Genomic DNA, 25,206 nt, shown 5'->3' on the forward strand with positions numbered 1-25,206 from the left:
ATGATTAGGCACTTGAACTGTCGAATTAGACTGTTAACTTTATTGTTCATTACACTGTTGTTGCCTTCACTTGCCGTGGCGAAAAATTACTATCTAAATGATTTAAATGACTTTGCGGCATTGTGTTCAGGTGGCGTCTCATACAGCCCATCTCCTGCCCTAAGGCATTATTACTGTAATGGTCAATTCATCGCGCGAAACAGCACAATATATGTCAATAATGGCTCGACTATTGTTGCGTATGGTGGTTATAACCTAGATAACTCGCAGATTGGGCAGTTAGGTGTAACAACCCAGTTACAATCAAGTAATTGGAGTTCAGTCAGTTACTTCGATGACTCGGTTATCTATGGGAATATTAACTTACACACGGGGCTCCAACTATCGGGTACCTATGTTTACGGTTACCTCAAAAATAACGTTAATCAAAATATCTCGATTAATGACGGGAGCTATATCTCGGGTTACGTAGAGGGATTTGGGCGTATTGAGGTCAAAAATTCACAAGTTTATAGTGATGTTTGGAATAATACGAACCAGTCAATCTACATTCATGCAGGCGCGCATATTGAGGGAGGTATTAATGCGGGCACACAAGTAACCATTTTGGATTCAGTGATCAATGGTAACGTAGTCAATCGATCCAATACGGATATTTACATTGGCAATGACTCTCAAATCAATGGTTACGTTGATGTTGGAACCACGCTTACAATAGATGATTCCGTGATACAAGGGAGAGTCTCCAACCGCAGCAATAATCGGATTTTTGTTACGAATGCCTCACGTGTTGATAGTGACGTCATTAGCTTTGGAGAGGTATTTTTAACCGATGTTGAAATAGTCGGTAATGTACAAAGTTATAATCATCATATCAATTTAGACAACACAGTTGTTCGTGGAGACGCCACGGCAGCAAATAACAGCTGGGCCACAATCTTCTTTCGCAACGAGAGCGTGGTTGAAGGGCAGTGCTTATACAGAACTGATCCAGTCAATGCCTGTGATGGCACAACTCTTAGCCCTATAGCTAAGTATCATTTTGATGAAAGCCTCTGGGCAGGTGGTATGACATATGATGTTGTTGATAGTGTTGGCGGTTATGATGGTCGTGCTGTTAACAATCCAAATCTAAATCATGTCCCTTTCTTGCCGGCCTTAGAGAATAACTCACTAGATTATGGTACTTGTGGTTATGCAGAGTTTAATAATCGCGATAACTCTTTTGTTCAAGTTGACCATTCACAAGGTCTTAGTTTTGAAGACGATTTAGCTGTGTCAGCGTGGGTTAAGTTAAGTGACGGATACCCGCGCTCTGGACAACTGTTTACTATTGTGGCTAAAGATACAAACTATGAGTTTCACATCAATAGCCAAGGAAAAATTTACTGGTATTGGTTGCAAAAAAACAATCAGGTCAAAACATTAACCAGCAATACCACGATACAATTAGATACTTGGTACCATATTACTATTGATTACGATGCGAGTAGAAAGAACCAGCAAGCCAAATTATATATTAATGGTTCTTTAGATAAGGTCGTAGGGGGCAATGGCAAGCGAAAGCTGAAAACTAATTTCGAAGCTTTACGTTTAGGAAATGATGCCAATTTTACCACTCGCTCTTTTAACGGATACATAGACGAAGTAACCATTTTTGACCGTTCACTTTCAGACTCTGAAGTATCCACACTCTATCGGCAGCGACACTTATGTGAACCTACAGAAGAACAACTTACTTTCGTCATAGAGCCTCAGTATGAGTTTGCACTTACCTGTGAGGAGTTACCTGTTCTATTTAAAACCATCAATGAGAATGGCGTAATCACTCAACCAGCAACCCCAAATTTTACAGTCAATGCCAATCCTTTCTCTTCAAGCAAGTGGTGCGATAACGGAAATTGTAGTGTTAATGGTTCAAATTATTCCTCTAGTTTGGTGAATGGACAAAAGACACTGCATTTACGTTCAACTGATGTAGGGAGTTACTCGATTTCAGGTTCATGGAATGGAGAAAACGGTCCAGCTAGCAATCAGGTTAACTTTGTACCGTACAAATTTGCGGCCAGTGATATCAACGTTATTGCTGGAAGAGAATATGAACAATCACTTAGTGTGCTGGCGTGTAATGATGGAGCATCGACAGTGGTCAATTACACTGGCACCCCAACGGTCAATTGGCTGCTGCAATTGCCGTCTACAGGGATAATTGGCAGTACACCGGTGTTTAGCCCGGTTTTTCAAAATAACAGTGCAGTATTGACGCCAATTCAGGTAAATGAATCAGGTGTCTTTAAGGTGCAAGTTCAAGATAGCGCATTTCCGTGCAGTGAATTAAGTGATTGTCCAGAGAGTGGCATTGCAAGTTTGGCGGGTAGCTTCTTGGTTAATGCACGTCCATGGACATTTGCGATTTGTAGTGATGATGATATTTCAGGTACATCGAATGGCGGCGTCGGATATAAAGCCTCGGGGGAGAGCTTTGACGTTCAAGTAAAACCAATTATTTGGCAGAGTGGAGGTGCAGTTTCCGGTCCGATAGAGGTTGCAGGACTATGCAATGTGCCCGTAACTAGGAATTTCTTTGATTCCAATTCCGTCTCAACTGCAGTTGAACTAACTCACCAAATAGACTCACCAACTGGCGGAGATCCTGGTCAACTAACTGGTAAGTTGTCGGTTGAACATGATGAGAAAGCATCCAGTGGTAATTATTTTGAGTTCCCAGATTTGAGTTGGAGTGAAGTGGGGAGTGTTCGTTTGCAAGCCGAAAGCTCAAACAGTTACTTAGGGATGGACATTAATCAAGGTTTCCGTCCTATAGGACGCTTCTACCCAGACTATTTTACCATCGAAAGTAATGCGTGGAATGACTCAGTCACCGCAGGGGCTATTCAAGGTTTTACCTATATGAATCAGCCTTTTGAAAGCGTATTGGCAACTGTTGGAGCGTTTAACGTACAAGGTGGTACAGTGAAAAACTACGGCCTGTTCTCTAATGATTTACAAGCAGTGTTTTTCATGGATAACCAAGATAGGCTGCTCAATGCTGATGCTGCTAGTCTCGCTATGAACTCCGATTATCAAGCCCATCAATGGCGATTGAATAGCTCTCAGATTATCTGGAGTAAGGCTCCTAACTTCACTCCCGATGGTCCATATAATTACTTCTCAGGTGATGCTCTTGAAGTGAGTTTGCAGATAGAACCTTCATTGATAGGCGACCCTGTACGCTTTAAGCAGTCCTCTAGTGACCTCGAACCTACCAGCAGTCAGGTGTTACCTGATGAGCAACCCCGCCTCGTTTTTGGTCGATTCAATATGACAGATGTGGGAGGGGTAGAAGCGGCCACGTTACCTGTACCATTACAAGCTCAGTACTGGAATGGCAGTCGCTTCATCACTAATCCTGAAGATAGTTTCTCCTCCTTTGACAGTACACATTACTGCACAGAAATGATCTGGCCTAACGAGAGCGATAAGGGAGATAATGTTCGTCTAACTGGTGTTGGTACATTGGTTGATGGTGCTTCGTCTGCGATTGTTGCGACACAAAACACCCCGAATCGCGAGCAAATCGAAATTTGGTTGAGACTTGATGCTAGTGCTTCATCGGCCACTTGTAATGGCACCAATAATGGTCAAACTTGGCTAATGTATGACTGGGATCAGAATCAGATTAATGAGGAAAACCCCTCAGCAGTGGTGACGTTCGGAATTTATCGAGGAAATGATCGGGTGATCTTCAGAGGTGAACCGGGCTTAACTGGGCAGTAATTTCTGTGTTTTTTTTGCCCATCGTTAGGAATCTGTTAGAAATTGCGTGTTTCAGCCCATGTTTACACTTCAATGCCTTGCTGTAGCGGCAAGGCATTGGTACATTTAGTGCAATTTTCTATCTTATAATTCTTTCAGGACGAGCGAAGAATATGTTCAAAAAACTTCGTGGCATATTTTCAAATGACCTATCTATCGATTTAGGTACTGCCAACACTCTTATCTACGTTAAAGGACAGGGCATCGTCCTAGACGAGCCTTCTGTCGTTGCAATTCGTCAAGACCGCAACCGTGCGGGCAAAAGTGTCGCTGCTGTCGGACACGCCGCAAAGCAGATGCTAGGCCGTACTCCAGGTAACATCTCTGCAATCCGTCCAATGAAAGATGGCGTTATCGCTGATTTCTACGTGACAGAAAAAATGCTTCAGCACTTTATTAAACAAGTGCATGACAATAGCGTACTAAAACCAAGCCCACGTGTACTTGTTTGTGTCCCTTGTGGTTCAACTCAAGTAGAGCGTCGTGCAATCCGTGAATCTGCGCTAGGTGCAGGTGCTCGAGAAGTTTATCTAATTGACGAACCTATGGCAGCAGCGATTGGTGCAGGTCTACGCGTTTCTGAGCCAACGGGTTCCATGGTGGTCGATATTGGTGGTGGTACGACGGAAGTTGCGGTTATCTCACTAAATGGCGTGGTTTACTCTTCGTCAGTGCGTATTGGTGGTGACCGTTTCGATGAAGCGATCATCAACTATGTGCGTCGTAACTACGGTAGCTTGATTGGTGAAGCAACCGCAGAGAAGATCAAACATGAAATCGGTTCTGCTTATCCAGGTGATGAGGTTGAAGAGATCGAAGTTCGTGGTCGTAACCTAGCAGAGGGTGTGCCGCGTAGCTTTAGCCTAAACTCCAATGAGATTCTTGAAGCACTTCAAGAGCCACTAACAGGTATTGTTTCTGCAGTAATGGTTGCACTTGAGCAATGTCCACCAGAGCTTGCTTCTGATATCTCAGAAAACGGTATGGTACTAACGGGTGGTGGTGCGTTACTTAAAGATCTTGATCGTCTTCTGACTGAAGAAACAGGTATCCCTGTTGTTATCGCAGAAGATCCACTAACGTGTGTTGCGCGTGGTGGTGGTAAAGCTCTTGAAATGATCGATATGCACGGCGGCGATCTGTTTAGCGAAGAATAATTGATTGATCTTGGCGTAACGCCAAGATTGGCAAGATAAGGATCTCATATTCTATGAAGCCTATTTTTGGCCGGGGACCTTCACTTCAGCTACGTCTGTTTTTTGCCGTCATTCTATCAGCCAGCCTAATGCTGGCTGATAGTCGTTTAGGCGCATTTGCCCACGTACGTTATCTGCTCAATAGTGTAGTAGCCCCAATCCAATATTTAGCGGATGTTCCTCGCGTAATGTTTGATGGCGCTTATGAGCGTTTTAACATCCGTCAAGATTATATGGAAAGCACTCGTACGCTTAAGCGCGAGGTGTTACGCCTTAAAAACGATCTACTGCTGCTTGATCAGTATCGTGAAGAAAACCAGCGATTACGAAAGCTACTGGGTTCATCATTTATTCGAGATGAACGCAAAGTGGTGACCGAAGTGATGGCGGTTGATACCTCGCCATATCGTCATCAAGTGGTGATAGATAAAGGTCAGATTGACGGTGTTTATGTCGGACAACCAGTCGCCAATGAAAAAGGCATCGTGGGTCAAGTCACCTTCGTGTCGGCTCACAACAGCCGAGTGTTGCTGTTGACTGATAGCCTTAGCGCCATTCCTGTGCAAGTGATTCGCAATGATATTCGAGTTATCGCCTCGGGAAATGGTAAGTCAGATCGTATCAATCTTGATCACATCCCAATCAGTTTAGATATTGAAGAGGGTGATCTATTAGTGACATCGGGTTTAGGTGGCATTTATCCAGAAGGCTTCCCTGTGGCACATGTTGCCGAGGTTGAGCGAGATACTGCTCGTGAATTTGCTGTGATTGAAGCAGAGCCTGTGGTCGACTTTGAACGCTTACGTTACTTGCTATTGATATGGCCGAATGATTCTCGTCAGGAGAAGATCCAACAAGTACTGCCTGAGAATTTGGAGGAGTAATACCAATGGCGAATAGTGTACTAAAAGGTAAGCTTGTCATTGCTTGCTCTTTCTTAATCGCATTGACACTCCAGACCATTCCTTGGCCTGGTATGCTTGACCTACTACGCCCATCTTGGTTGCTGTTAGTAGCTTGCTATTGGGTTTTGGCTCTGCCTCATAGAGTGAATGTCGGCAGTGCTCTGATTTTGGGTCTTCTATGGGACTTGTTGCTCGGCTCAACGCTAGGAATTCGCGGTATGATGATGTCTATCGTGGTCTATCTGGTGGCGTTGAACTTCCTTGTGATTCGCAACATGGCTCTTTGGCAGCAAGCCATTTTAATTGGCATTATGTCGATGGTCTTAGATGTACTGATCTTCTGTGGTGAGTATTTGATTCAGGATGTAACGTTTAATCCAGTTTCTCTTTGGAGTGGTTTGATTAACTGCATACTCTGGCCATGGATGTTCCTCTTAATGCGTCGCGTTAGACGCCATTGGCATATACGATAATAAATGAATACATCACTGATTTTGGCCTCAGGCTCGCCGAGACGCAAAGAGCTGCTTGCACAGTTAGGCTACTCATTTTCTGTTGTTGTTACCGACGTGGAAGAGTGTCTCAAGCCAGGAGAAAGTGCGCAGCAATACGTCGCGCGGCTGTCTAAAGATAAGGCGATGGCTGCGGCTAAGCTTGAACCAGAATCAGTGGTGATTGGCTCTGATACCATCGTTGTTTGTGACGATATGGTATTGGAAAAGCCGCATGACTTGGCGCATGCTAAACAAATGTTATTGATGCTTTCTGGACGAGCGCATCAGGTGATGACAGCGGTGACTGTCGCAACACAAGAGATTCAAGAAACTGTAGTGGTCTCTACAGACGTATGGTTTAAAACCCTGTCAGAACAAGAAATAGAACAATATTGGCAAACGGGTGAACCGTGCGATAAAGCTGGTAGTTATGGTATTCAAGGAATTGGTGGGCGATTTGTAACGCGTATAGAAGGAAGTTACTACGCGGTTGTGGGCCTGCCTCTTTATGAAACCGACCAGCTCTTGCAAAAATTTTTATAATTTATTTTGAGGTGCGCTCATGAGTGCAGAGTTGCTTATCAACGTGACCCCGAGTGAAACTCGAGTGGCCATGATTGAAGGGGGAACCCTACAAGAAATCCATGTTGAACGTGAAGCAAAACGCGGAATTGTCGGAAACATCTATAAAGGCAAAGTGAGCCGAGTCCTACCGGGCATGCAGGCTGCATTTGTTGATATCGGCTTAGAGAAAGCGGCCTTTCTTCATGCTTCGGATATCGTGCCACATACTGAGTGCGTTGCTGAAAATGAGAAGCAGCAGTTTCAGGTTCGTGATATTTCTGAATTGGTACGCCAAGGTCAGGACATTGTCGTTCAAGTGGTAAAAGATCCTCTCGGGACAAAAGGTGCCCGCCTAACGACCGACATTACTCTGCCGTCGCGTTACCTAGTCTTTATGCCTGGGGCGAGCCATGTTGGAGTATCGCAGCGAATTGAGAGTGAAGAAGAACGCAATCGACTGAAAAAAGTGGTCGGTCACTACTGTGATGAAAACGGCGGTTTTATCATTCGTACGGCGGCTGAAGGTGCGGATGAAAAAGAGCTCTCCCAAGATGCAGCTTTCCTGAAGCGTCTATGGTCAAAAGTCATGGAACGTCGCAGTAAGTACAAAACACGTTCGACGCTCTATGGCGAACTTGGTCTTTCTCAACGTATCTTACGTGATTTTGTCGGCACTGAGCTTAACAAAATCTTGGTCGACTCCCGTACAGAATTCGAGAATCTCAAAGAGTTCACTTCGGAATATGTCCCTGAATTAACCGAAAAGCTAGAGCTGTACGAAGGCGACAAACCCATCTTTGATATGTATGACACCGAGAATGAAATTCAACGCTCTCTTGAGCGTAAAGTGGATTTGAAATCAGGTGGTTATCTGATCATTGATCAAACTGAAGCCATGACAACGGTGGATATCAACACGGGTGCGTTCGTTGGGCGACGCAATCTCGAAGAGACGATTTTCAACACCAATATCGAAGCGACTCAGGCGATTGCGCGTCAACTTAGATTACGTAATCTTGGCGGGATTATTATTATCGATTTCATCGATATGGCGTCAGATGAGCATCGCAACCGTGTTCTTACATCTTTGGAAGCCGCGCTAAGCAAAGATCGTGTCAAAACCAATATCAATGGTTTTACTCAGCTTGGATTGGTTGAAATGACCCGTAAGCGTACTCGCGAAAGCATTGAGCACATCTTGTGTTCTTCGTGCCCTACGTGTGAAGGTCGTGGCAGCGTTAAAACTGTTGAGTCTGTATGTTATGAGATCCTACGTGAAATTACTCGCGTCAATCGTGCTTACGATGCGGATAAGTTTGTTGTCTACGCATCCCCAGCCGTTGCAGATACCTTACATGGTGATGAGTCTCACGCATTGGCAGAGCTTGAAGTCTTTATTGGTAAAGAAGTAATAATTCAGGCAGAACCTTTGTACATTCAAGAACAATTCGATGTCGTAATGATGTAAAGGTTGTTTGTGAGCTCAACTACCCCTCGCCTGCTTAGAATATTGCTTTGGTTCACTGTAACGGTATTAGTGTTTTTAGCGATTACCGTTACAGTGCTGCGTATAACCTTACCTCAACTCAACCATTTCCAACCGCAAATTCAGGCTTGGATCAATCAGGGCTCAGGACTTGATTTCAAAGTGTCTGATTTACATGGTTTTTGGCGAAATTCGCACCCTTCGATATCTCTGAAAGGGGTCAAGGCCAATACGCCTGAGAGCAGTGGTATTCATTTTTCAGCAGATACCGTTGAAGTTGAACTTGATCTATTCCAGTCACTGATTCAGAGAGAGCCAGTCGTTGCTGAGCTCAAAATCTATCAACTTAATCTTGATATCACATCGGTTGAGTGGGCCAATACTGAGCAATCGCCGGAATTGAAGCCTCAAGGCGAGCAGAAAGGGGTATTGGAGCAGCTAGACAAACTCCTTCTACGCCAGCTCGACAGTTTCTCTCTAACTCAATCGAAAATTGATTTTCTCGGTATTGATGGAACGCCTCGCACGCTAGCGATCGCTAAACTGAAATGGCAAAACAATGGCCGTCAGCACTTAGCGGATGGCGAAATCAGTTTGGCTAATAGTGAACTCAATTCTGCGCAAGTTAGAGCCGATTTTGTTGATTTTGGCTCGCTGGTTGATGTGAGTGGTGAGTTCTATGTATCCGCTCAAAACGTCTTAGTGACGCCTTGGTTAACAAAGTATCTTAAGACTGAAACGGGTATTGAAAAAGGCCAACTGAGTTTTAGTAGCTGGTTAACGTTGGAACGAAGCCAACCACTCAATGCCTATGTTGAACTGGAATCTTCTGAATTAAGTTGGAAGGAAGGGCAACGGCATGAACTGTGGATTGAATCTGGAGTTCTTGAGTTAGAACCTAAGTCAGATGGTTGGCAAGTTAACGCTCACTCACTCAATCTGAGTACAGATGACAAGCAGTGGCCTGTGCTTGACGCAGCCTTTGACTGGCAACCTGACCAGTGGCGATTGAACGTATCTCAACTGGATATTTCGGCTATTACCCCATTAGTTAAACTCGCGCCGGACTCTAAAATCACCACAGAGTTACTTCAGAAGTTATCTTTGGGTGGTTTAATTGAAGATGTGCGAGTGTCTATGGGTGAATCAATAGATTCGCTGAAGTATTCGGCACAGCTATCTCAAGGCACCATGTCACAATGGGAGTTGCTGCCGGGTATTCACCATCTGTCGGCATCGATTTCTGGTACCCCAACTCAAGCTAAGGCGAGCGTTAACTTAATCGACGATGTTTTACCTTATGGTGAAGTGTTTCAAGCCCCGTTAAATATCAAGCAAGGACAGGTTGATATTGTATGGCAAAAAGACGACACGGGGTGGCGTCTATGGGCAGATAAAGTCACTGCGGCGACGCCTGATTTACAAGTTCTTGGCGCGTTTCGTCTTGATTTTCCAGATAACAAAAGCCCGTTTCTTTCCTTCTATGCTGAGGCCAATCTTTTCAATGCGGGAGAAACTTGGCGTTATTTGCCTACATTAGCATTGGGATATGAACTTACAGACTATCTCAGCACCGCCATCCAAGGTGGTAAAGTCAATGCGGCGAAGTTGCTATGGTATGGGGAGCTCGCTGACTTCCCGTATAAAAATAATGACGGTATGTTTCAGGCTTGGGTAGGACTCAAACAAGCAAAATTCAGTTTTGATACGGCGTGGCCACCAATTACCGATCTTCAGCTTGATCTGTTGTTTCAAAACGACGCAATGTACCTAGATTCACGAAGTGCAACCCTGATGGATATGACGGCCAAACGCATTACTGGTCGTATTCCAGAATTAGCCGAAGGTGGGCATATAGAGATCGAAGCACAGGCTATCGCACAAGGGAATGCGGTCAGAGATTATATGACGGCATCTCCGCTAGTGGATTCAGTTGGCGCAGCGTTAACAACGATTCAGGTTGATGGCAAAGTGGAATCCAGTTTCCAGCTTAATATCCCGTTTAGTGCCGATAAGGAAGCAAGAGCTTGGGGATACGCCGATCTTGCCGAAAATTACGTCACCATTGAATCACCACCGATGACATTAGAAGCGGTTTCGGGAAGGGTAGAATTTGACAACGATGTTGTCAGTGCTGCTGGTTTATCCGCCGATATACTCACTCAGCCCGTTTCAATTGATTTTCGTGGGGAGAACATTGCTCAAGGGTATGGCGTAGCGATTAATGTGGTTGGTGACTGGGATGTAGAACCTCTGACTCCTTATCTTGGCAACCGCTGGCTTGATCCTCTGGAAGGTCATGCGCCTTGGCTGATGGATATCGACATTCAGCTTAATGACATTGGTTTCACTTATCAGATAGATACTGAAGCCGATCTAAAATCGATTACCAGTCATTTTCCCGCGCCTTTAGCGAAAGCAAGCGGAATGGCAGGCAAAGGACGACTACAAGCGTCGGGTAACCAAGAAAGCATTACGGCTCGTGTACAATTGCCAAACTTTAAATATCAAGCCGAAATTGATATTCGACCAGACACGCCTGTGTTGACCGATACGAATCTTGTTTTAGGCAAAGGTAGCTTCAAAATTAGTCCGGTTGCTGGACATCAGGCTCAGATCAGGCTTAACAAGCTAGATCTCGACCAATGGATTGATCGACTGGCGAGTGAGCAAGGGCCTTCAGAAGCCGTGTTGGCACAGATGAATACGCCCAAAATTCCCCTACCCGCTAGAATTGATATTGATGCCAAGGAGCTGACTTTAGCGGGTATTGAGTGGAACGATGTCGATTTCTCGGCGAAGAGAAAAGGGCTTGGTTGGTACATGAGTTTAGATAGTCAGGAGGCAAAAGGTGAAGCATCTTATCTTGAGCCGTATGACTTATCGGTTTCACTCCAGCGTCTGCATGTTTACGTTCCTAAATTGGATTCTGCCGAGTACAAAGATAAAACCATGTTTGACAGTGACGCTCAGCAAGCGCCGTTGATTAGCCATTTTGATCGAACCTTCCACCAGCAAGTACCGAATATCACTCTCGCCATCGATGATTTTTGGCTCCAAGGGTATAAAGTCGGTAAGACTCACCTCGATTTGCAGCGACAGGGCGAGAAGTTGGAGTGGAAGAAGCTGACTTTCGAAAGCGGCAGCAATAAGGTCGACATGAAAGGATGGTGGCAGTTGAACGATACCCTGAGCCATACTCGTTTCGATGTGTCGATGTCTGGTGAAAACAACAGTGATGTTATGGAGCGATTTGGTATCTCTTCAGGCATCCAAAAGGCACCGTTTGAGCTCAATGCTAAGGTCGAGTGGGATGGTTCTCCTTGGTCAGGTAAAATTGATACCCTCAAAGGTGAAGTTAACACCAAACTGGGTAAAGGCACGATTTCCGATGTCAGTGGTGCCGCGCGTTTATTGGGCTTGTTCAGTCTTGATTCGATCATTCGTAAAATGCAGCTCGACTTTAGTGATGTTTTTGACAAAGGTATGGCATTTAACTCCATCACAGGCAGTGGTTCTATCCGTAACGGTGTGTTCTTAACAAACGATATCAAGATGGATGCGGTAGCGGGTGAGATGACGATTAAAGGCCTCGCTAACCTCAATACTAGAACCGTGGATGCTGAGGTGAATTTCACTCCTGACATTACCTCCGGTATTCCGGTGTTAACTGCCTTCGCGGTCACACCGCAAACAGCACTTTATGTCTTGGCGATTACGACAGTTATCTCTCCTGTGGTCGAAGTATTTACTCAGGTTAACTATGAGGTAAAAGGCCCGTTAGACGCCCCTATAGTTAAAGAATTGTCACGTAGTAAAGGGGAATTTAAACTCCCTGAAACGCTAAGAGAAGCGATCAAGTAAGGATTTTTGCTCATGGAACGAGTCGGACTCATTCAAATGACATCAGGGCCTAACCCACAGCAGAATATGGCCTATATTCAACAACAGGTAGGTGAGTTGGCGCGTGCAGGGGCTAAATTGATAGTCACTCCGGAAAACGCTCTGGTGTTTGGTAGCCGTAGTGACTACCACCAACATGCGGAGCCATTAGGGGAAGGAACTATCCAGCACTTCCTTGCTCAGTTAGCGCGTGACAATAACGTTTGGCTGTTGATTGGAAGCATGCCAATCAAGCGTGATGTGGGGGTTACAACAACCTCATTACTGTTTGATCCAAACGGAATACGAGTTGCTGATTATGACAAACTACACATGTTTGATGTAGATGTCGCCGATGGACACAAGCGTTACCGCGAGTCAGAAACCTTCACGCCGGGAGAACGAATTGTCTCCTATCAAGCACCGTTTGCCCACCTAGGGTTGACTATCTGCTATGATGTTCGTTTTCCAACCTTATACAGCGAACTGGCTAGATCTGGAGCTAACCTTATTTTTGTTCCTGCGGCTTTTACTGCAGTAACAGGGAAAGCACACTGGGAAATATTGCTACGAGCACGTGCTATTGAAACCCAATCTTGGCTAGTCGCAGTAAATCAAGTCGGAACACACCCGTGTGGACGTGAAACTTGGGGCCACTCGATGGTTATTTCACCTTGGGGAGAGGTTATGAGTAGCCTTTCTGATCAAGCCGATAATTTATTGGTCGATATCGACCTAACTCAAGTAGAAGAATTAAGAGCAGCGATGCCAGTAGCTCAGCATGCTCGATTCAGCAATCAGTTACAACATTAAGAGCAAAGTATGACCATAAATCACGTAGAAGACGCGTTGTTAAAGACCGCCGGGCTCAGCGAACAAGATATTGCTGATACATTGTCGAGCATAGCAACTCGCCAAATTGATTATGCCGATATCTATTTTCAATCGAGTTGGCATGAATCGCTTGTTCTTGAAGATAGCATTATTAAAGATGGTTCGTTCAATATTGACCGTGGTGTCGGCGTTCGTGCAGTAACTGGAGAAAAGACAGGTTTTGCGTACTCTGACCAAATTCACTTGGAAGGTCTTAAGCAGAGTGCAATCGCTGCTCGCGGAATTGCTCAGCAAGGACAGAGCGGCCGTGTACAAGCATTTACGCGCAGTGATAATCAAGATTATTATGCGGCTGTAAACCCACTGGAAAGTTGGGAAAAAGAGCAGAAAACGCAGTTGTTGAAAGAGCTGGATGCTTATATTCGAACTAAGGAACCGTTAATCAAAGAGGTTTCTGTGAGCCTCAGCGGTGTTCATGAGCAGATGCTGGTGGCGGCAACCGATGGCACTTATGCTGGGGATATTCGTCCGCTTGTACGTTTATCTATTAGCGTTCTGGCCCAAAAAGGTGACCGTCGCGAGCGTGGTAGCTCTGGCGGTGGTGGTCGTTTTGGCTACGACTTCTTCCTCACTGAAACTGACGGTGCAAAAGTCGCTTATCAGTATGCTGATGAAGCGATTCGTATGGCTCTCGTTAATCTAGAAGCCGATGCAGCTCCAGCAGGAACAATGCCAGTTGTGCTCGGCTCTGGTTGGCCGGGTGTGTTGCTCCATGAAGCGGTAGGGCATGGTTTAGAAGGTGACTTCAACCGTAAAGAATCTTCGGTCTTTAGTGGTAAGATTGGTGAAAAGGTGACATCAAACCTTTGTACGATCGTTGATGATGGCACATTAAAAGACTTACGTGGCTCTTTGAATGTTGATGATGAAGGCGTGAACGGTCAATACAACACACTGATTGAAAATGGCGTACTAAAAGGCTACATGCAGGACAAGCTCAATGCTCGTTTAATGGGGGTTAACCCGACAGGTAATGGCCGTCGTGAATCCTATGCACATTTGCCTATGCCGCGTATGACTAACACCTACATGTTGCCTGGTCAGCATACACCTGAAGAGATCATTTCAACGGTGAAGAAGGGCCTTTACGCTCCTAACTTTGGCGGTGGTCAGGTTGACATTACATCTGGTAAGTTTGTTTTCTCTGCATCTGAAGCGTATTTGATTGAGGACGGCAAGATTACTCGCCCAGTGAAAGGCGCAACCCTCATCGGCTCAGGTATCGAAGCCATGCAGCAGGTCTCTATGGTAGGTAATGACCTAAGCATTGACCGCGGTGTTGGTATATGTGGTAAAGCAGGCCAGAGCGTACCTGTAGGAGTTGGGCAACCAACATTGAAATTGGACTCAATTACAGTGGGTGGTACGGAGTAGAAATCGAGTACGCATTGCTTCGAGTACCTAGAGCGGACTTCGTCCTTCTAGAGGTAGCGGTGGTAAGTGAGACAAAAATTGAAGGCAGTGATATTTTTTTAGGAGTTAATTGCCTGGATGTAAAAGTAAAGGGTTGACACTTTGTGTCAACCCTTTAAATTTTCGGAACTCGGAACTCGGAACTCGGAACTCGGAACTCGGAACTCGGAACTCGGAACTCGGAACTCGGAACTAGATCCCGTCACGCTCGATAGGGCAACTCATACAACGCGCACCACCACGTCCACGACCCAGTTCATTGCCCGGAATCGTGAGTACTTCAATTCCTGCTTTATCATATTTCTCGTTGGTGTAGACATTGCGTTCGTAGCCGATCACAACCCCTGGCTTGACCGTCAGTACGTTGTTGGCATCATTCCACTGCTCACGCTCCGCTTCGTAACTGTCACCACCAGTAGTGATGATTTTCAGGTAATCGAGCCCAAGAGCTTGTTCAATAGCATGGATAAAGCTTGGCACTTTTTCGACCTTCATATCACCGTGATCTTTTGGTGTCAGGCGCCAAGTATTGAGATCTTTACGCATGATCTCTGGATAGACAGAGAAGGTGTCGATGTCCATATGCGTCATTACGGTATCAAGGTGCATACATGAACGGTGTTTTGGCAACTCAATTGCGATGACTTCTTTAGCTTGACCATGTTTGAACAGACTTGCCGCAAGATTTTCAACACCTTGCGCGGTCGTGCGTTCAGACATGCCGATAAGAACCGCCCCTTTACCAATAACCAGTACATCACCACCTTCAATATTAGCGTTGTCGTAGTGAAGGTCTTCATCGCCAAAATACTTGATGAAATCTTGTCCTGCGAAGACGGGATGCCAACGATAAATTGCTCGTAAATGATTGGTTTCACGTTGACGTGCAGGCTTCATCATAGGGTTGAGCGACACACCACCGTAAACCCAGCAAGAGGTATCACGAGTAAACAAGTGGTTAGGAAGTGGCTCGATAACAAAGTCGAGTGGACGATGCATGCTAGGCAACATAGAGGCTGACTGAATTGGCAGCTCGGAATACGCTAATCCACCTAGTAAAACAGTCGCTAAGTGCTCATTGTCCATCTCTGCGAGATAGTGGCGCAAATCTTTCGCAAATGTCGGCCCATAGCGAAGGTCGGATATCTGGGTATTGAGCAGCCAAGTCTTAGCTTCCTCGACCGCTAAGGTTTCAACAAGTAAGTCGTGTAGTAGTAGTACTTCAACCCCCTGAGAGGTAAGGGTTTGGGCAAACTTATCATGCTCTTCCCCTGCCGCTTCAACCGCGAGAACATCATCAAAAAGCAGTTCATGACAGTTTGAAGGGGTGAGGTGGGTGAGTGCTCGCTCTGGACGGTTTAACAGAACACGTCTTAATTGACCAACTTCTGAGCCTACGTACAACTTACTCATTTTGTATCCTTACATTAAGTTTCAGAGCGTATTTATGGCAAGATTGTTATAAAGATGCAAGCGCACTTACTGGATGTAATAACTGTCAAGTTTGCTTGTTTTAAATTTTAATTCTAGAAATTAACATAAATGTGGGTTTAAATTTTATTTTATATTTGTAAGTCGAAGTGCCAAAGTGTGCGTCGCTATGCGTTCTTAGATCATGGGTAGAGTGAGGATAATTTGACCCAGCGAGCATAGCTATGCAGATTTTAACCAGTCAGATTTGTATTGGTATGTTTTTATGCAGATTGAATGAAGAGTAGGATATGCAAAGGGCATTAATAAAAACGCATAAAGGATACGTTGCTAACATCGGTAGCGGATTGATAGATAATTCTGAATCGAGCAAATGATAAAAAATTGTTAATTTGCGATCTTGTGAGGTCGATCTTACTTGAACTTGGGATTGTAACAGCAGAAAGATCTGGATCCTGTCATATTCCGGGTAGTAATTTTTCTGGATCCATGCGATATTTCGTCGCTGTTAACTAAGATCAACTATGTCACTATCTGGAGCACTAAATATGTCTCACGAAGATGAATATCTATCTGTCGAAGAATTAATTGAGATTCAAAAGGAAGAGACTCGCGAAATCATCCAAGCCCTGCTAGAAGATGGCAGTGATCCAGATGCTCTGTATGAAATTGAGCACCACCTATTTGCTGAAGACTTCAACACCCTAGAAAAAGCTGTTGTTGAAGCGTTCAAAATGGGTTTTGAAGTGCTTGAAGCAGAAGAGACAGAAGACGAAGATGGCAACAAGCTACTATGCTGTGATGCGACAATGGAATCTGCATTGAACGCTGAAGCTATAGACGCGCAAGTTGAAAAACTGGTTCATCTCGCTGAGAAGTACGACATCATCTACGATGGTTGGGGTACTTACTATGAACACCCCTACGATTCTGACGAATATGTGCAACCCGACGATTTTGATGATGAATAAAAGTGAGAATAAATGAGAGCCTTGCCACATGGTGAGGCTTTTTTTTGTCTTTTTGTTGGTAGGTGCAACCATACACCTTTTAATGGTGAGAATGTGTGGTAGGGTAAATGTCAGTCTGGGGATAAAAATGGCAACTAATAAATGGATGAAATCATTTACGACATAAAAACAAAAACAATAAAGCACTTCACTTATCGAAAACCATCAGTATTCATTGATGAAAATGGTGAGCCTCAATACAAGTACTCTCCAAACAAAGACAATCATACTCACATTAAGAAGGTTATCTTCCTGAGTCTAGTTGGTTACAAGAAGGTAAATCTGCTCGATGAGAACGATAAACCAATTAAGGATGAACACGGTAATCCGATTTTCGTTAAAGGGGATTTAGTTTCCTACGAACCAATGAATTACGTAAATGAGTTCATCCTTGCTAAACATTTTGTCTATGAAAAAGAGGATGCTCAGCAAGCCTCTAAGGCTCTCACCCATTATTTCAGGTTTATATTGGACGCTCAGGCGAAATGGGACGATAAGTATGATAATGAAGATTACGATCCTCTATTTGACCCCCCTCGCCCTGCTTGGGATAGCTTTTCTCCCAGAAAACACTTACGTGTCACGACTATGTATAGAAATGCTGTCGAAAAAACCACGCTCGATGGCACCGGATTGGCTAAAACTACTGCAATGTCATACGTGCGCTCAATGGTTGATTTTTACAAATATCACCTCAGGCAGGGCATGAGATTTAACAACCCACCATTTAAATTTGAAACCCTCCTGATTGACTTGGAGACCAGCGATACGGACATGAAAGCTCGCAAACGCAAGGAGATTCAAACTACCGATCTTAAATTGACTTTTCCTAAGTCGAAAAAGAATGACGGTGGAAAACTACCTAATTCTAATCGCGAGTTAAAGCCGCTTACGAATAGTGAGTGGAGGGAAATTAAGAACATTCTTGTTCAAACTAGGCGAGTCCTCAAGAACGTTAGGGGTGAGGAAAAGCTCGTGAGTCTACCTGAGGAATATTGTTTGTTATTTCGCCTTCTTCGGTACACAGGGCTTCGTAAGGAGGAAAGCGCGAGTTTGCACTTAGGGCAAATTATTCGCCCTAATACGAAAGATGCCATGTTGAGGCTGGGTGTCGGTAACCAATATGGCTCTCTGACTAAAGATCCTAGTGGCGGCTATAACAATAAATCTCGCCATACAATTATCCCTAGCTCATTGATGCTTGAGCTTTACGAATACAGTCATTCAGCAAGATACAAAAAGCGCCTAGAGAAATTTAGGGAGAGGTGTGTGATCGAGAGAGAGGCTGGCAATGATGCGTATTTTGATGGTGTCGATGGTGTCGATGAGGGCAAGCAATATCTATTTATTAGCAACTCAGGAGTGCCGATCTTTAAGAAGTTAGAAGAAATCAACACCCGATGGAATGAAGTAAGAAAGACCGCAGGGGTTAATCTGGTCAATGATATTGACGCAGTGGTTCATAACCTTCGCGCTACTTTTGCTGTCTCTATTTTTCGGACGTTGTTGAAAAAAATGAACTCTGACGATGCACTAGCACGAGTGTCAGCACTCCTTGGGCATGAAGACCTATCTACAACCTTACTTTACTTGCAAATAGCCCAAGATCAGCCAACAGGTGATGAAATTTGGGAGGATGTACTGGATTATCTTGGTGTGTTCGATGAGGAAGAAGAATTAGATAACCTCCCTGACGTCGAACAAACTTACAAACATGAGGCATCTCAATGAGTCGTAAAAATCGCTCTAAATCCGTTCAACTTGATGACGATTTTTATGGGCAACCTGCCGCCACGGTTGAGCCGCTTAACTTGTCAGAATTAAAACTGAAGTGTGATGGACTTAGATCCCATATTGATCAACTTGTTTATAAAGGTGCGCCTAACTATGCCCCGCAGGGGGGGAAATTAAAGGGGATGGACTACATCCCTGTTGTGGGTAGAGAGCGATTCGCTCGGGATATCTACCTGCTGCTAAAAACAGATTTCAATCGCACTAAGAGAGGTCATTTTCATCAATTGAGGGGGTATATCCGTTGGCTCGATAATACGCAACGAGAGGCGATTGAGGGCGATTATTTTCACCCAGACCTCTATAACGCCTACATGGACTACAACCAAGAGAAATGTAACCGAGGTGAACAATCGTTGGCAGTGTGGGAAACCAAAAAGAAAATGTTGAGTTTCTTTCTTAGATCCCAGAACCGCACCTTGGAGGCAAAGGGGTTAAAATCCATCAAAAGGATAAAAAAAGAAACTAAATCCCACAAAGGAATTGACATTTCTAGTGAGTTCAAACCGTTAGTTCGATGTTTTATTGCGGCTTTTGGTCAATTTAGAAAGCATTTTCTTGAAGGAACGTTGCCTGACATTCATCCTTTCTGGGATGAAACGAGATTTAATAAGTTGGCAGAAGATAAGGGGTGGGATAACAAAGAGAAAGGATACGAAAAGATAGGGTTTAAATTTGCCGTGCGCACCGAAAATGCAACACGTAATAGTTTTTCTCAGTTGGCTTCGATGCTTGCATTCTGTTTTACAGGGCAGAACACGACCCCTCTCTTAAATCTTCGTTTTAGCGATGTGAGATTTACTGAACAGTCATATGGAAAGGTGTATTTTGATATGACTAAAGCCCGAGCCAAACACCTAGCTTTTGACACCTCTCTGGGGTTTCATAAAAAGACTCAAGAGTTCTTCCATCAATGGTTGAATATTTCTAAAGCACTCCAGAAGGAGTCAGGCACTGATTGGGTTTTTCCTTACTTTATGCAGTCAGGTGAAATAAAAGGTTTTGTCGAAGCAGGGCAAAGCAAACCTCAAAAGACGATTAATACGCTTACGAATAAATTAGGGCTTGCCCATATTACTCCTTCGATATTGCGTCAAACCAAGATCGACACTTTAATGAAGGTGACTGAAGATATTTACCTAGTCTCGATGTCGGCAAATAACGACGTTAAAACGATTAGGGCTAGTTACGCTCATGGCAACGAAAGCGACCATAAACGGGGTCTTGCGGCGTCAAGTGAAGCCCTATATGACGCTGTGAAAAATGGAACAGACCCTTATGAGGCAGCAAGTCAGGCAAAGTACCGCTACGCCGATGTGTTGAGTGATTATGACTATAAGCGGCTGCGTAAAGAAGAACGGGAGAATGACGCACAAACGCCACTTGGTGTTCGCTGTAAAGATGCGAAGAAAGGCGTAGCAAATACGGTTAAGAAAAATTTAGAAAAAATGGGTATTAAACAGTCAGAAGATAAAAAATGCACCGACTTTCTCGGCTGTTTTGAATGTGAATATCATCGGTTGGTGTCTGAGGTAGAAGATATTTGGTTGATGATGTCTTTCAATGACACGTTACAGCAAATGAAAGATTATCCCGCAATTAATAGCCTGCCAACGGATAAGTTTCGCAAGCTGTGCAACACCATAGAATCGATTTTAACGCGATTTAAAGAAGTTTCCCCTGATAATTATGCTCAGGCTCAGGAAAAACATAGCGAATCTCCTCACCCGCTTTACAGTGATGGATATAGCCTAATGGACTTACTGGAGGCATTTTAATGAATAATCACAAACGCAACACCAACAATAACGTGACTTCACTAGCGCCTTTTCAAAAGTCTCCAACGGCGTTTTTAATGGAAGGGTTAGATAAACTTGATGCCAAAGATAAACCATACCACGTAGAGGAGTGGGACTTCTCACCCAAGCATACGGTGGGTGTTCGATATATGTTAACCATGAGTTTTAAGGCAACAAAGCCTGAATATGTTAACGGAATACAGGATGCGTTATATAAGATATATCACGATCACAAGGGTAAAAAATCTTCATATATATCAGTCAGTTCTATGACTTCAATAAAGGGAGCATTGCAGTTGGCCGCAGACGCCTTGGGTAGTACAGAATGGCGCAGCCTAGAAAATACTCGCAACTTCAAATATTTCCTTCGTCAACTGAAACAAAAGAAACTTGGATCTGGCAGTATTTTAAAAATTATTACCTCATTTAACAAATTGACGGAGTGTGGCGAGTTAAACGTCTTCATTGATTCAAAGGCTATATGGAAGTGTGCATCCGGTAATGGCTCAAAACAGCACGTCGCTATTCCCCATCAATTGTATCAGCGCATCCTGTCTCGCGCCCTAGAAGTGGTTGAAAAATATCACCCCTATCGTCATGACATTTCTAATGTTATGACTCAAGCGTATGATATTCAGGAGCGGGTAAAGTCAGGGGAAAGACTGACCACTTGCGGTCGTGGTTTTGGGCGTGATGAACTATCAATGGAAACTAGAGCAGTAAACAGAAGGGTTACCGGAGCTTTAAAACGCATAGCTCATGACATTCCTGACTTTGATGTAAGGTTAGATGGTACATTGCTCTCTGATATTTTGGTCAGTTGTCTAATCGTTACTCAGGGGTTCTCAGGTGTTCGAATTGGTGAGGCGGTAAGCTTTAATTCCGGTAGTGCTAAAAAAGTCACAGTTGATAGCAAGAAGGTCACAGTCCTTACAGGGGAAACAACTAAGCGTAATAATGCTAAGCCTGAGACTGTTACATGGCAATCGCATCCCGCAGCTAAAGCTGCACTAGAGCTAGCCTACGACATGATGGCGGCTAACCGATCGCTTTATCAAAAGGATGTTGATGAAAAAGAAAGACAGGGCGAAACCAAAAAAAATATTCACCATATGAGAAGGCAGGTGGAGTCAGCATTTATAGTGCCTGATGCAACACGTCAAAATAGCAACAACTACATATTCAACCCTAAAAGAGCAATAAAAAATTTCGTCAAAAAACTAGCCTACAAAGCGACTGTTGAAGATGTTGAAGAGTTTAATGATCTTAATCCAACAAGAGAGGGAGAGCTAAAAGTTGGTGGCACATACTCAGGGTTGTCCTCTCACGATTTTAGACGAACTTTTGCGGTATTTTTCGTTCGGTACGGATTTGGTACAGCCTCTGGAATTAAATTTCAGTTCAAGCACGAAAATATCAACATGTCGGGCTACTATGCCAACAACGCTGAACTTGCGCAGATGAATGACCTTCTAATGGATGAAGAAATCCTTGAAGACTTGAAAGTGGCAGGTATTGATTTAGGTGTTGACCTTTTTGATGAAATTTATAATAAAAGTGGGTACTTGAGTGGTGCTAAAGGTGAAGAAATCATGCAAGACCGAATGAGGAGGCTAGAGGCAGGGGAAAGTGTTTTCATGACTCGTGAGGAAATTGAGGGAAACCTTCGTCGCGGAAACTTCCATATTATGCAACTCCCTAGTGGTGCCTATTGTACGAATGCTTCTTGTGACCGAGTGTGCGGGACTTTGTCATTTCGCGCAGAAATCAAAGAGTGTGAGCATAAGGTTGTCACCGATAAAGGTGCCAAAGTGATTGCCAAACAACGAGATCGGCTGATTGTTAAGTTTACGAACCTAAATACTGGCGATCCACTGAAAAGCTCGATTCTAACTGGTCTAAAACAGAAGATTCAGGTTGAGGAACTGACGTTGAAGGCACACGAAATTCCCTACGAACCGTTCACCGATGAGATCAACTTGAATAATGTTACATAATTCATGATCAAGAAGACATGGAAAGTGTAACGTAAATCAAGAGGCCACAGGAGTTCTGGAATATGGCAACCAAAGACAAGAAAAAACATGAAAATCAAATGTCTTTCATTGATGAGTTCGAATGGAAACATGGTCACGACGGAAAACGTACTGGTGCGGGGTGTAAGAAATCGGCGGTTGAAGCGAAGGTTATGCTTGTGCCAGAGCCACTGTTGGCTAGTTTTAAGCAGCAGATAGAAGAATACAAGCGCTCGATTGCGGCGGAGAAATAGCGATGTCACTTACCAAACAAGACGTACTAAAAAAACTGGTGCAAGCAGAAAAAGGACTTTCTGGAGAAGAAAAACTCCAACTGGCGTTAGATCGGCTACAAGATGGCAAACCTCTGCGAACCAAGACCACAGGTCGCTTGACCCTCAATAAAATCAACAATGAGGCGGGCTTAGGGCGTAGCTACATTCATAAATTCAAAGAGTTCGTTGATAAGGTTGCTAACCCTGCTATCGAGGCATACAACGAAATCCTAGATAACCCTGAACTGTTTGTAGTAGCTCCTCTCACGGAAGATATGAGCGAAATCGATAGGCTCAAAGCTGATTTAAAGAAGCAAACCGAACTCAAAGAAGATTATCGTGCAGAGAGAGATGAGGCGCTAGCCATCAATGATGAACTTGAAGCATTGAATAAGTCGTTAATGTTTAGAGTCTTTGAGCTTCAACAAGAGCTTACTGATAGTGTTGCTGAGTATGAAAGTTATAAAAAGTAACTGTGATCTATTGTCGGAAGACAATATAGTTTGATCGGAAAAGTGCCCTTTCAAATAACCCTTAGGTTGTTAAAAGGTAAAGTTTGAGCATTTTAGGGGCGCATTGCTAACCGAAACATTGTGAAAGTGACAATAATGCCTGATCAATCTCTCTAGGAAGCTTTTGGACATAAACGAGTCAATGATATTACTAATTTAGTGAAAAGCGGATTAGCTGAAATATTGCATAACTACAACCGTTTTAAAGTGGTGTGGATTGTACAGGTACGACTAAACCATTACCTCTTGCTTCTTCACGGTTACGTTCTTCTATGTGCATTGCCAAAGAAAGATAAATCAATGCTTCACGAGATAATTGCAGCATCTTTAACGCTTTATCTGCTAAGTCATCGACAGTTATATACTTCAAATACTCAGTATCACCGACCTGAGCTGGGTACTCTTGAATCCCCAAATACCTATGTTCTGCCATTTTTCTAATGCAATGTAATTCCCTAGCTTGTGGTTCAGCGACATCAATAAAGTTAGGGGCATACAAATCTTTTGATAAAAAGTATAAACCTCGTAATAGCCAGTTTTCGCTATCTAGAAAACATGAGCGGATTTCTAGTTTTTGCTTTTTGTTATTGTATGCTCCCCAAATATTACGGAAATTGACACCATCTACCTTCAGCCCTATGTTCATATAGTCGTTTAGGAACAAAGCTATTTTGTCGAAGATAGAATATGACACTCTCAACGAGCTTTTCAGTAGCTCGTTTCGGTAACCAAAATGCACACCATCTAATCCATTTTCTAGCAGAACGTCATTGTCAGAATAGTGACCAAAATCAGCAGAGCTAAACTCGTAGAGCATATGTCGAGCTACTATGAACTCTTGCTTTAGCAAGTTGAAATATTTTGGAAATCGAGGTTCTTCTCCGACTGCGTATACATGACTAGGTAGGTGCAGAACATCGTTTGCAGCAATGGTTGCGGAGAACACATCATTCAGAGGATTCATAAATAGCTTATGCTGTAAGCACCACTTTCTGTAATCCTGCTCTTTTTTGTGCTCACCTAATGAGAAGTTGTTGAAATCAAAACTACTGTCGAACTCAATCTCTTTTAGAACGCTTTCCGTGAAGTCCCTGTAACCAATAAAAGCCTCTAACGCGTCCTGTTGAATTCCACTGTCCCATAACAGCGGCTCAGTACCAAAGCGATTAAGCTCCTTATGCGCATGGAAAAAGAAAATACCACTATGCCCATGATCATATAAGTGCTGTCCATAGTGAACTTGACCAATTGCTTTGTTACCTAATGCCATAGCAAAATTATCAATACGAGACAGAGCTTTTTCATAGTAATTAATTGATTCAATTGCTCGTCCTAGTGAACTCAATCCGTTAGCTATATTGGTCAGTATTTTACACTGCATCACCTCATTGAGTTGTTCGAAGCCAGTTTCAGCGACAGCCTTCCGTAGGTTTAGTACCTCGGTGATTAGCCTTTCCTGATGCCAATTCCAAGTATCAGATGCGTCTTTCCGTTCTATCATACGCAGTGCTGCATAACAGTTAGCTTTGTAGAAATACAAGACTGAACGATTCTCGCTTGTCTCGTTGTCCATAAGAGAATCGCAACCTACTAGCAGTTGCTCTAGCTTCAAAAAATCATTGTTATCACACGCAAGGTCAATTTCGAAGCCCAGATTTTCAATTTCTTTATTTAGCACTATGCAATTCCTTGTACTGCCTTCAAACTACTAGTTACATTACAG

17 protein-coding genes are annotated in these 25,206 nt (G+C 43.7%); 15 read left to right on the forward strand and 2 right to left on the reverse strand.

The features are described 5' to 3' along the window. The 9 genes from ACQEXR_RS09195 to tldD all read left to right on the forward strand — a co-directional run bounded on the left by ACQEXR_RS09195 (position 1) and on the right by tldD (position 14,611). Positions 1 to 3,777: a DUF6701 domain-containing protein gene (locus ACQEXR_RS09195; protein ID WP_426951960.1), complete on the forward strand. Its 3,777-nt coding sequence runs from the start codon at positions 1 to 3 to the stop codon at positions 3,775 to 3,777. Between the two features lie 152 nt (positions 3,778 to 3,929). After that, positions 3,930 to 4,973 (forward strand): rod shape-determining protein, encoded by a 1,044-nt coding sequence (locus ACQEXR_RS09200; RefSeq protein WP_004747218.1) that lies wholly within the window; start codon positions 3,930 to 3,932, stop codon positions 4,971 to 4,973. A gap of 53 nt (positions 4,974 to 5,026) precedes the next feature. Beyond that, positions 5,027 to 5,896 (forward strand): rod shape-determining protein MreC, encoded by an 870-nt coding sequence (gene mreC / locus ACQEXR_RS09205; RefSeq protein WP_138973823.1) that lies wholly within the window; start codon positions 5,027 to 5,029, stop codon positions 5,894 to 5,896. A 5-nt stretch (positions 5,897 to 5,901) separates the two neighbouring features. After that, a complete protein-coding gene (mreD, locus tag ACQEXR_RS09210; RefSeq protein ID WP_269377959.1) occupies positions 5,902 to 6,390 on the forward strand; it encodes a rod shape-determining protein MreD in 489 nt (162 codons plus the stop codon). A gap of 3 nt (positions 6,391 to 6,393) precedes the next feature. Continuing rightward, on the forward strand, positions 6,394 to 6,954 hold the full coding sequence (locus ACQEXR_RS09215; RefSeq protein ID WP_427020169.1) for a Maf family protein: 561 nt from the start codon (positions 6,394 to 6,396) through the stop codon (positions 6,952 to 6,954). A 19-nt stretch (positions 6,955 to 6,973) separates the two neighbouring features. Then, positions 6,974 to 8,443, forward strand: a complete 1,470-nt coding sequence (gene rng, locus ACQEXR_RS09220) for a ribonuclease G (RefSeq protein WP_331417543.1) — start codon at positions 6,974 to 6,976, stop codon at positions 8,441 to 8,443. A gap of 9 nt (positions 8,444 to 8,452) precedes the next feature. After that, positions 8,453 to 12,325, forward strand: coding sequence for a YhdP family protein (locus tag ACQEXR_RS09225; RefSeq protein ID WP_427020170.1), 3,873 nt, complete (start codon positions 8,453 to 8,455; stop codon positions 12,323 to 12,325). Between the two features lie 12 nt (positions 12,326 to 12,337). Continuing rightward, positions 12,338 to 13,156, forward strand: a complete 819-nt coding sequence (locus ACQEXR_RS09230; protein ID WP_138973818.1) for a carbon-nitrogen hydrolase family protein — start codon at positions 12,338 to 12,340, stop codon at positions 13,154 to 13,156. Positions 13,157 to 13,165: 9 nt separating this feature from the next. Next, positions 13,166 to 14,611, forward strand: a complete 1,446-nt coding sequence (gene tldD, locus ACQEXR_RS09235) for a metalloprotease TldD (protein ID WP_426951956.1) — start codon at positions 13,166 to 13,168, stop codon at positions 14,609 to 14,611. Between the two features lie 231 nt (positions 14,612 to 14,842). Here the strand turns inward: tldD and arcA are convergent, their stop codons facing one another. Further along, positions 14,843 to 16,063: an arginine deiminase gene (gene arcA / locus ACQEXR_RS09240; RefSeq protein ID WP_331417540.1), complete on the reverse strand. Its 1,221-nt coding sequence runs from the start codon at positions 16,061 to 16,063 to the stop codon at positions 14,843 to 14,845. 566 nt (positions 16,064 to 16,629) lie between these two features. Here arcA and rraB point away from each other — a divergent pair. The 6 genes from rraB to ACQEXR_RS09270 all read left to right on the forward strand — a co-directional run bounded on the left by rraB (position 16,630) and on the right by ACQEXR_RS09270 (position 23,444). Beyond that, positions 16,630 to 17,052, forward strand: a complete 423-nt coding sequence (gene rraB / locus ACQEXR_RS09245) for a ribonuclease E inhibitor RraB (RefSeq protein WP_427020171.1) — start codon at positions 16,630 to 16,632, stop codon at positions 17,050 to 17,052. Positions 17,053 to 17,193: 141 nt separating this feature from the next. Continuing rightward, complete coding sequence (locus ACQEXR_RS09250) at positions 17,194 to 18,822, forward strand: tyrosine-type recombinase/integrase (RefSeq protein ID WP_427020172.1); 1,629 nt, start codon at positions 17,194 to 17,196, stop codon at positions 18,820 to 18,822. Further along, positions 18,819 to 20,660, forward strand: a complete 1,842-nt coding sequence (locus ACQEXR_RS09255) for a hypothetical protein (protein WP_427020173.1) — start codon at positions 18,819 to 18,821, stop codon at positions 20,658 to 20,660. The genes ACQEXR_RS09250 and ACQEXR_RS09255 overlap by 4 nt, the downstream gene beginning before the upstream one ends. After that, positions 20,660 to 22,678: a hypothetical protein gene (locus ACQEXR_RS09260; protein WP_427020174.1), complete on the forward strand. Its 2,019-nt coding sequence runs from the start codon at positions 20,660 to 20,662 to the stop codon at positions 22,676 to 22,678. Before ACQEXR_RS09255 ends, ACQEXR_RS09260 begins: the two co-directional genes overlap by 1 nt. A gap of 62 nt (positions 22,679 to 22,740) precedes the next feature. Then, positions 22,741 to 22,950, forward strand: coding sequence for a hypothetical protein (locus ACQEXR_RS09265; protein ID WP_427020175.1), 210 nt, complete (start codon positions 22,741 to 22,743; stop codon positions 22,948 to 22,950). Between the two features lie 2 nt (positions 22,951 to 22,952). After that, complete coding sequence (locus ACQEXR_RS09270; RefSeq protein ID WP_427020176.1) at positions 22,953 to 23,444, forward strand: hypothetical protein; 492 nt, start codon at positions 22,953 to 22,955, stop codon at positions 23,442 to 23,444. A gap of 241 nt (positions 23,445 to 23,685) precedes the next feature. Here the strand turns inward: ACQEXR_RS09270 and ACQEXR_RS09275 are convergent, their stop codons facing one another. Then, positions 23,686 to 25,161 (reverse strand): LA2681 family HEPN domain-containing protein, encoded by a 1,476-nt coding sequence (locus ACQEXR_RS09275; protein WP_427020177.1) that lies wholly within the window; start codon positions 25,159 to 25,161, stop codon positions 23,686 to 23,688. Positions 25,162 to 25,206: the final 45 nt, after the last annotated feature.

It is taken from the genome of Vibrio sp. TRT 2004, assembly GCF_050113735.1.
Lineage (GTDB): Bacteria > Pseudomonadota > Gammaproteobacteria > Enterobacterales > Vibrionaceae > Vibrio.

What these genes read in the sequence shown, in the direction of transcription:
- ACQEXR_RS09195 (WP_426951960.1), top strand. Translation starts at nt 1, where the DNA reads ATGATTAGGCACTTGAACTGTCGAATTAGACTGTTAACTTTATTGTTC.
- ACQEXR_RS09200 (WP_004747218.1), top strand. Translation starts at nt 3,930, where the DNA reads ATGTTCAAAAAACTTCGTGGCATATTTTCAAATGACCTATCTATCGAT.
- mreC (WP_138973823.1), top strand. Translation starts at nt 5,027, where the DNA reads ATGAAGCCTATTTTTGGCCGGGGACCTTCACTTCAGCTACGTCTGTTT.
- mreD (WP_269377959.1), top strand. Translation starts at nt 5,902, where the DNA reads ATGGCGAATAGTGTACTAAAAGGTAAGCTTGTCATTGCTTGCTCTTTC.
- ACQEXR_RS09215 (WP_427020169.1), top strand. Translation starts at nt 6,394, where the DNA reads ATGAATACATCACTGATTTTGGCCTCAGGCTCGCCGAGACGCAAAGAG.
- rng (WP_331417543.1), top strand. Translation starts at nt 6,974, where the DNA reads ATGAGTGCAGAGTTGCTTATCAACGTGACCCCGAGTGAAACTCGAGTG.
- ACQEXR_RS09230 (WP_138973818.1), top strand. Translation starts at nt 12,338, where the DNA reads ATGGAACGAGTCGGACTCATTCAAATGACATCAGGGCCTAACCCACAG.
- tldD (WP_426951956.1), top strand. Translation starts at nt 13,166, where the DNA reads ATGACCATAAATCACGTAGAAGACGCGTTGTTAAAGACCGCCGGGCTC.
- arcA (WP_331417540.1), bottom strand. Translation starts at nt 16,063, where the DNA reads ATGAGTAAGTTGTACGTAGGCTCAGAAGTTGGTCAATTAAGACGTGTT.
- rraB (WP_427020171.1), top strand. Translation starts at nt 16,630, where the DNA reads ATGTCTCACGAAGATGAATATCTATCTGTCGAAGAATTAATTGAGATT.
- ACQEXR_RS09250 (WP_427020172.1), top strand. Translation starts at nt 17,194, where the DNA reads ATGGATGAAATCATTTACGACATAAAAACAAAAACAATAAAGCACTTC.
- ACQEXR_RS09255 (WP_427020173.1), top strand. Translation starts at nt 18,819, where the DNA reads ATGAGTCGTAAAAATCGCTCTAAATCCGTTCAACTTGATGACGATTTT.
- ACQEXR_RS09260 (WP_427020174.1), top strand. Translation starts at nt 20,660, where the DNA reads ATGAATAATCACAAACGCAACACCAACAATAACGTGACTTCACTAGCG.
- ACQEXR_RS09265 (WP_427020175.1), top strand. Translation starts at nt 22,741, where the DNA reads ATGGCAACCAAAGACAAGAAAAAACATGAAAATCAAATGTCTTTCATT.
- ACQEXR_RS09270 (WP_427020176.1), top strand. Translation starts at nt 22,953, where the DNA reads ATGTCACTTACCAAACAAGACGTACTAAAAAAACTGGTGCAAGCAGAA.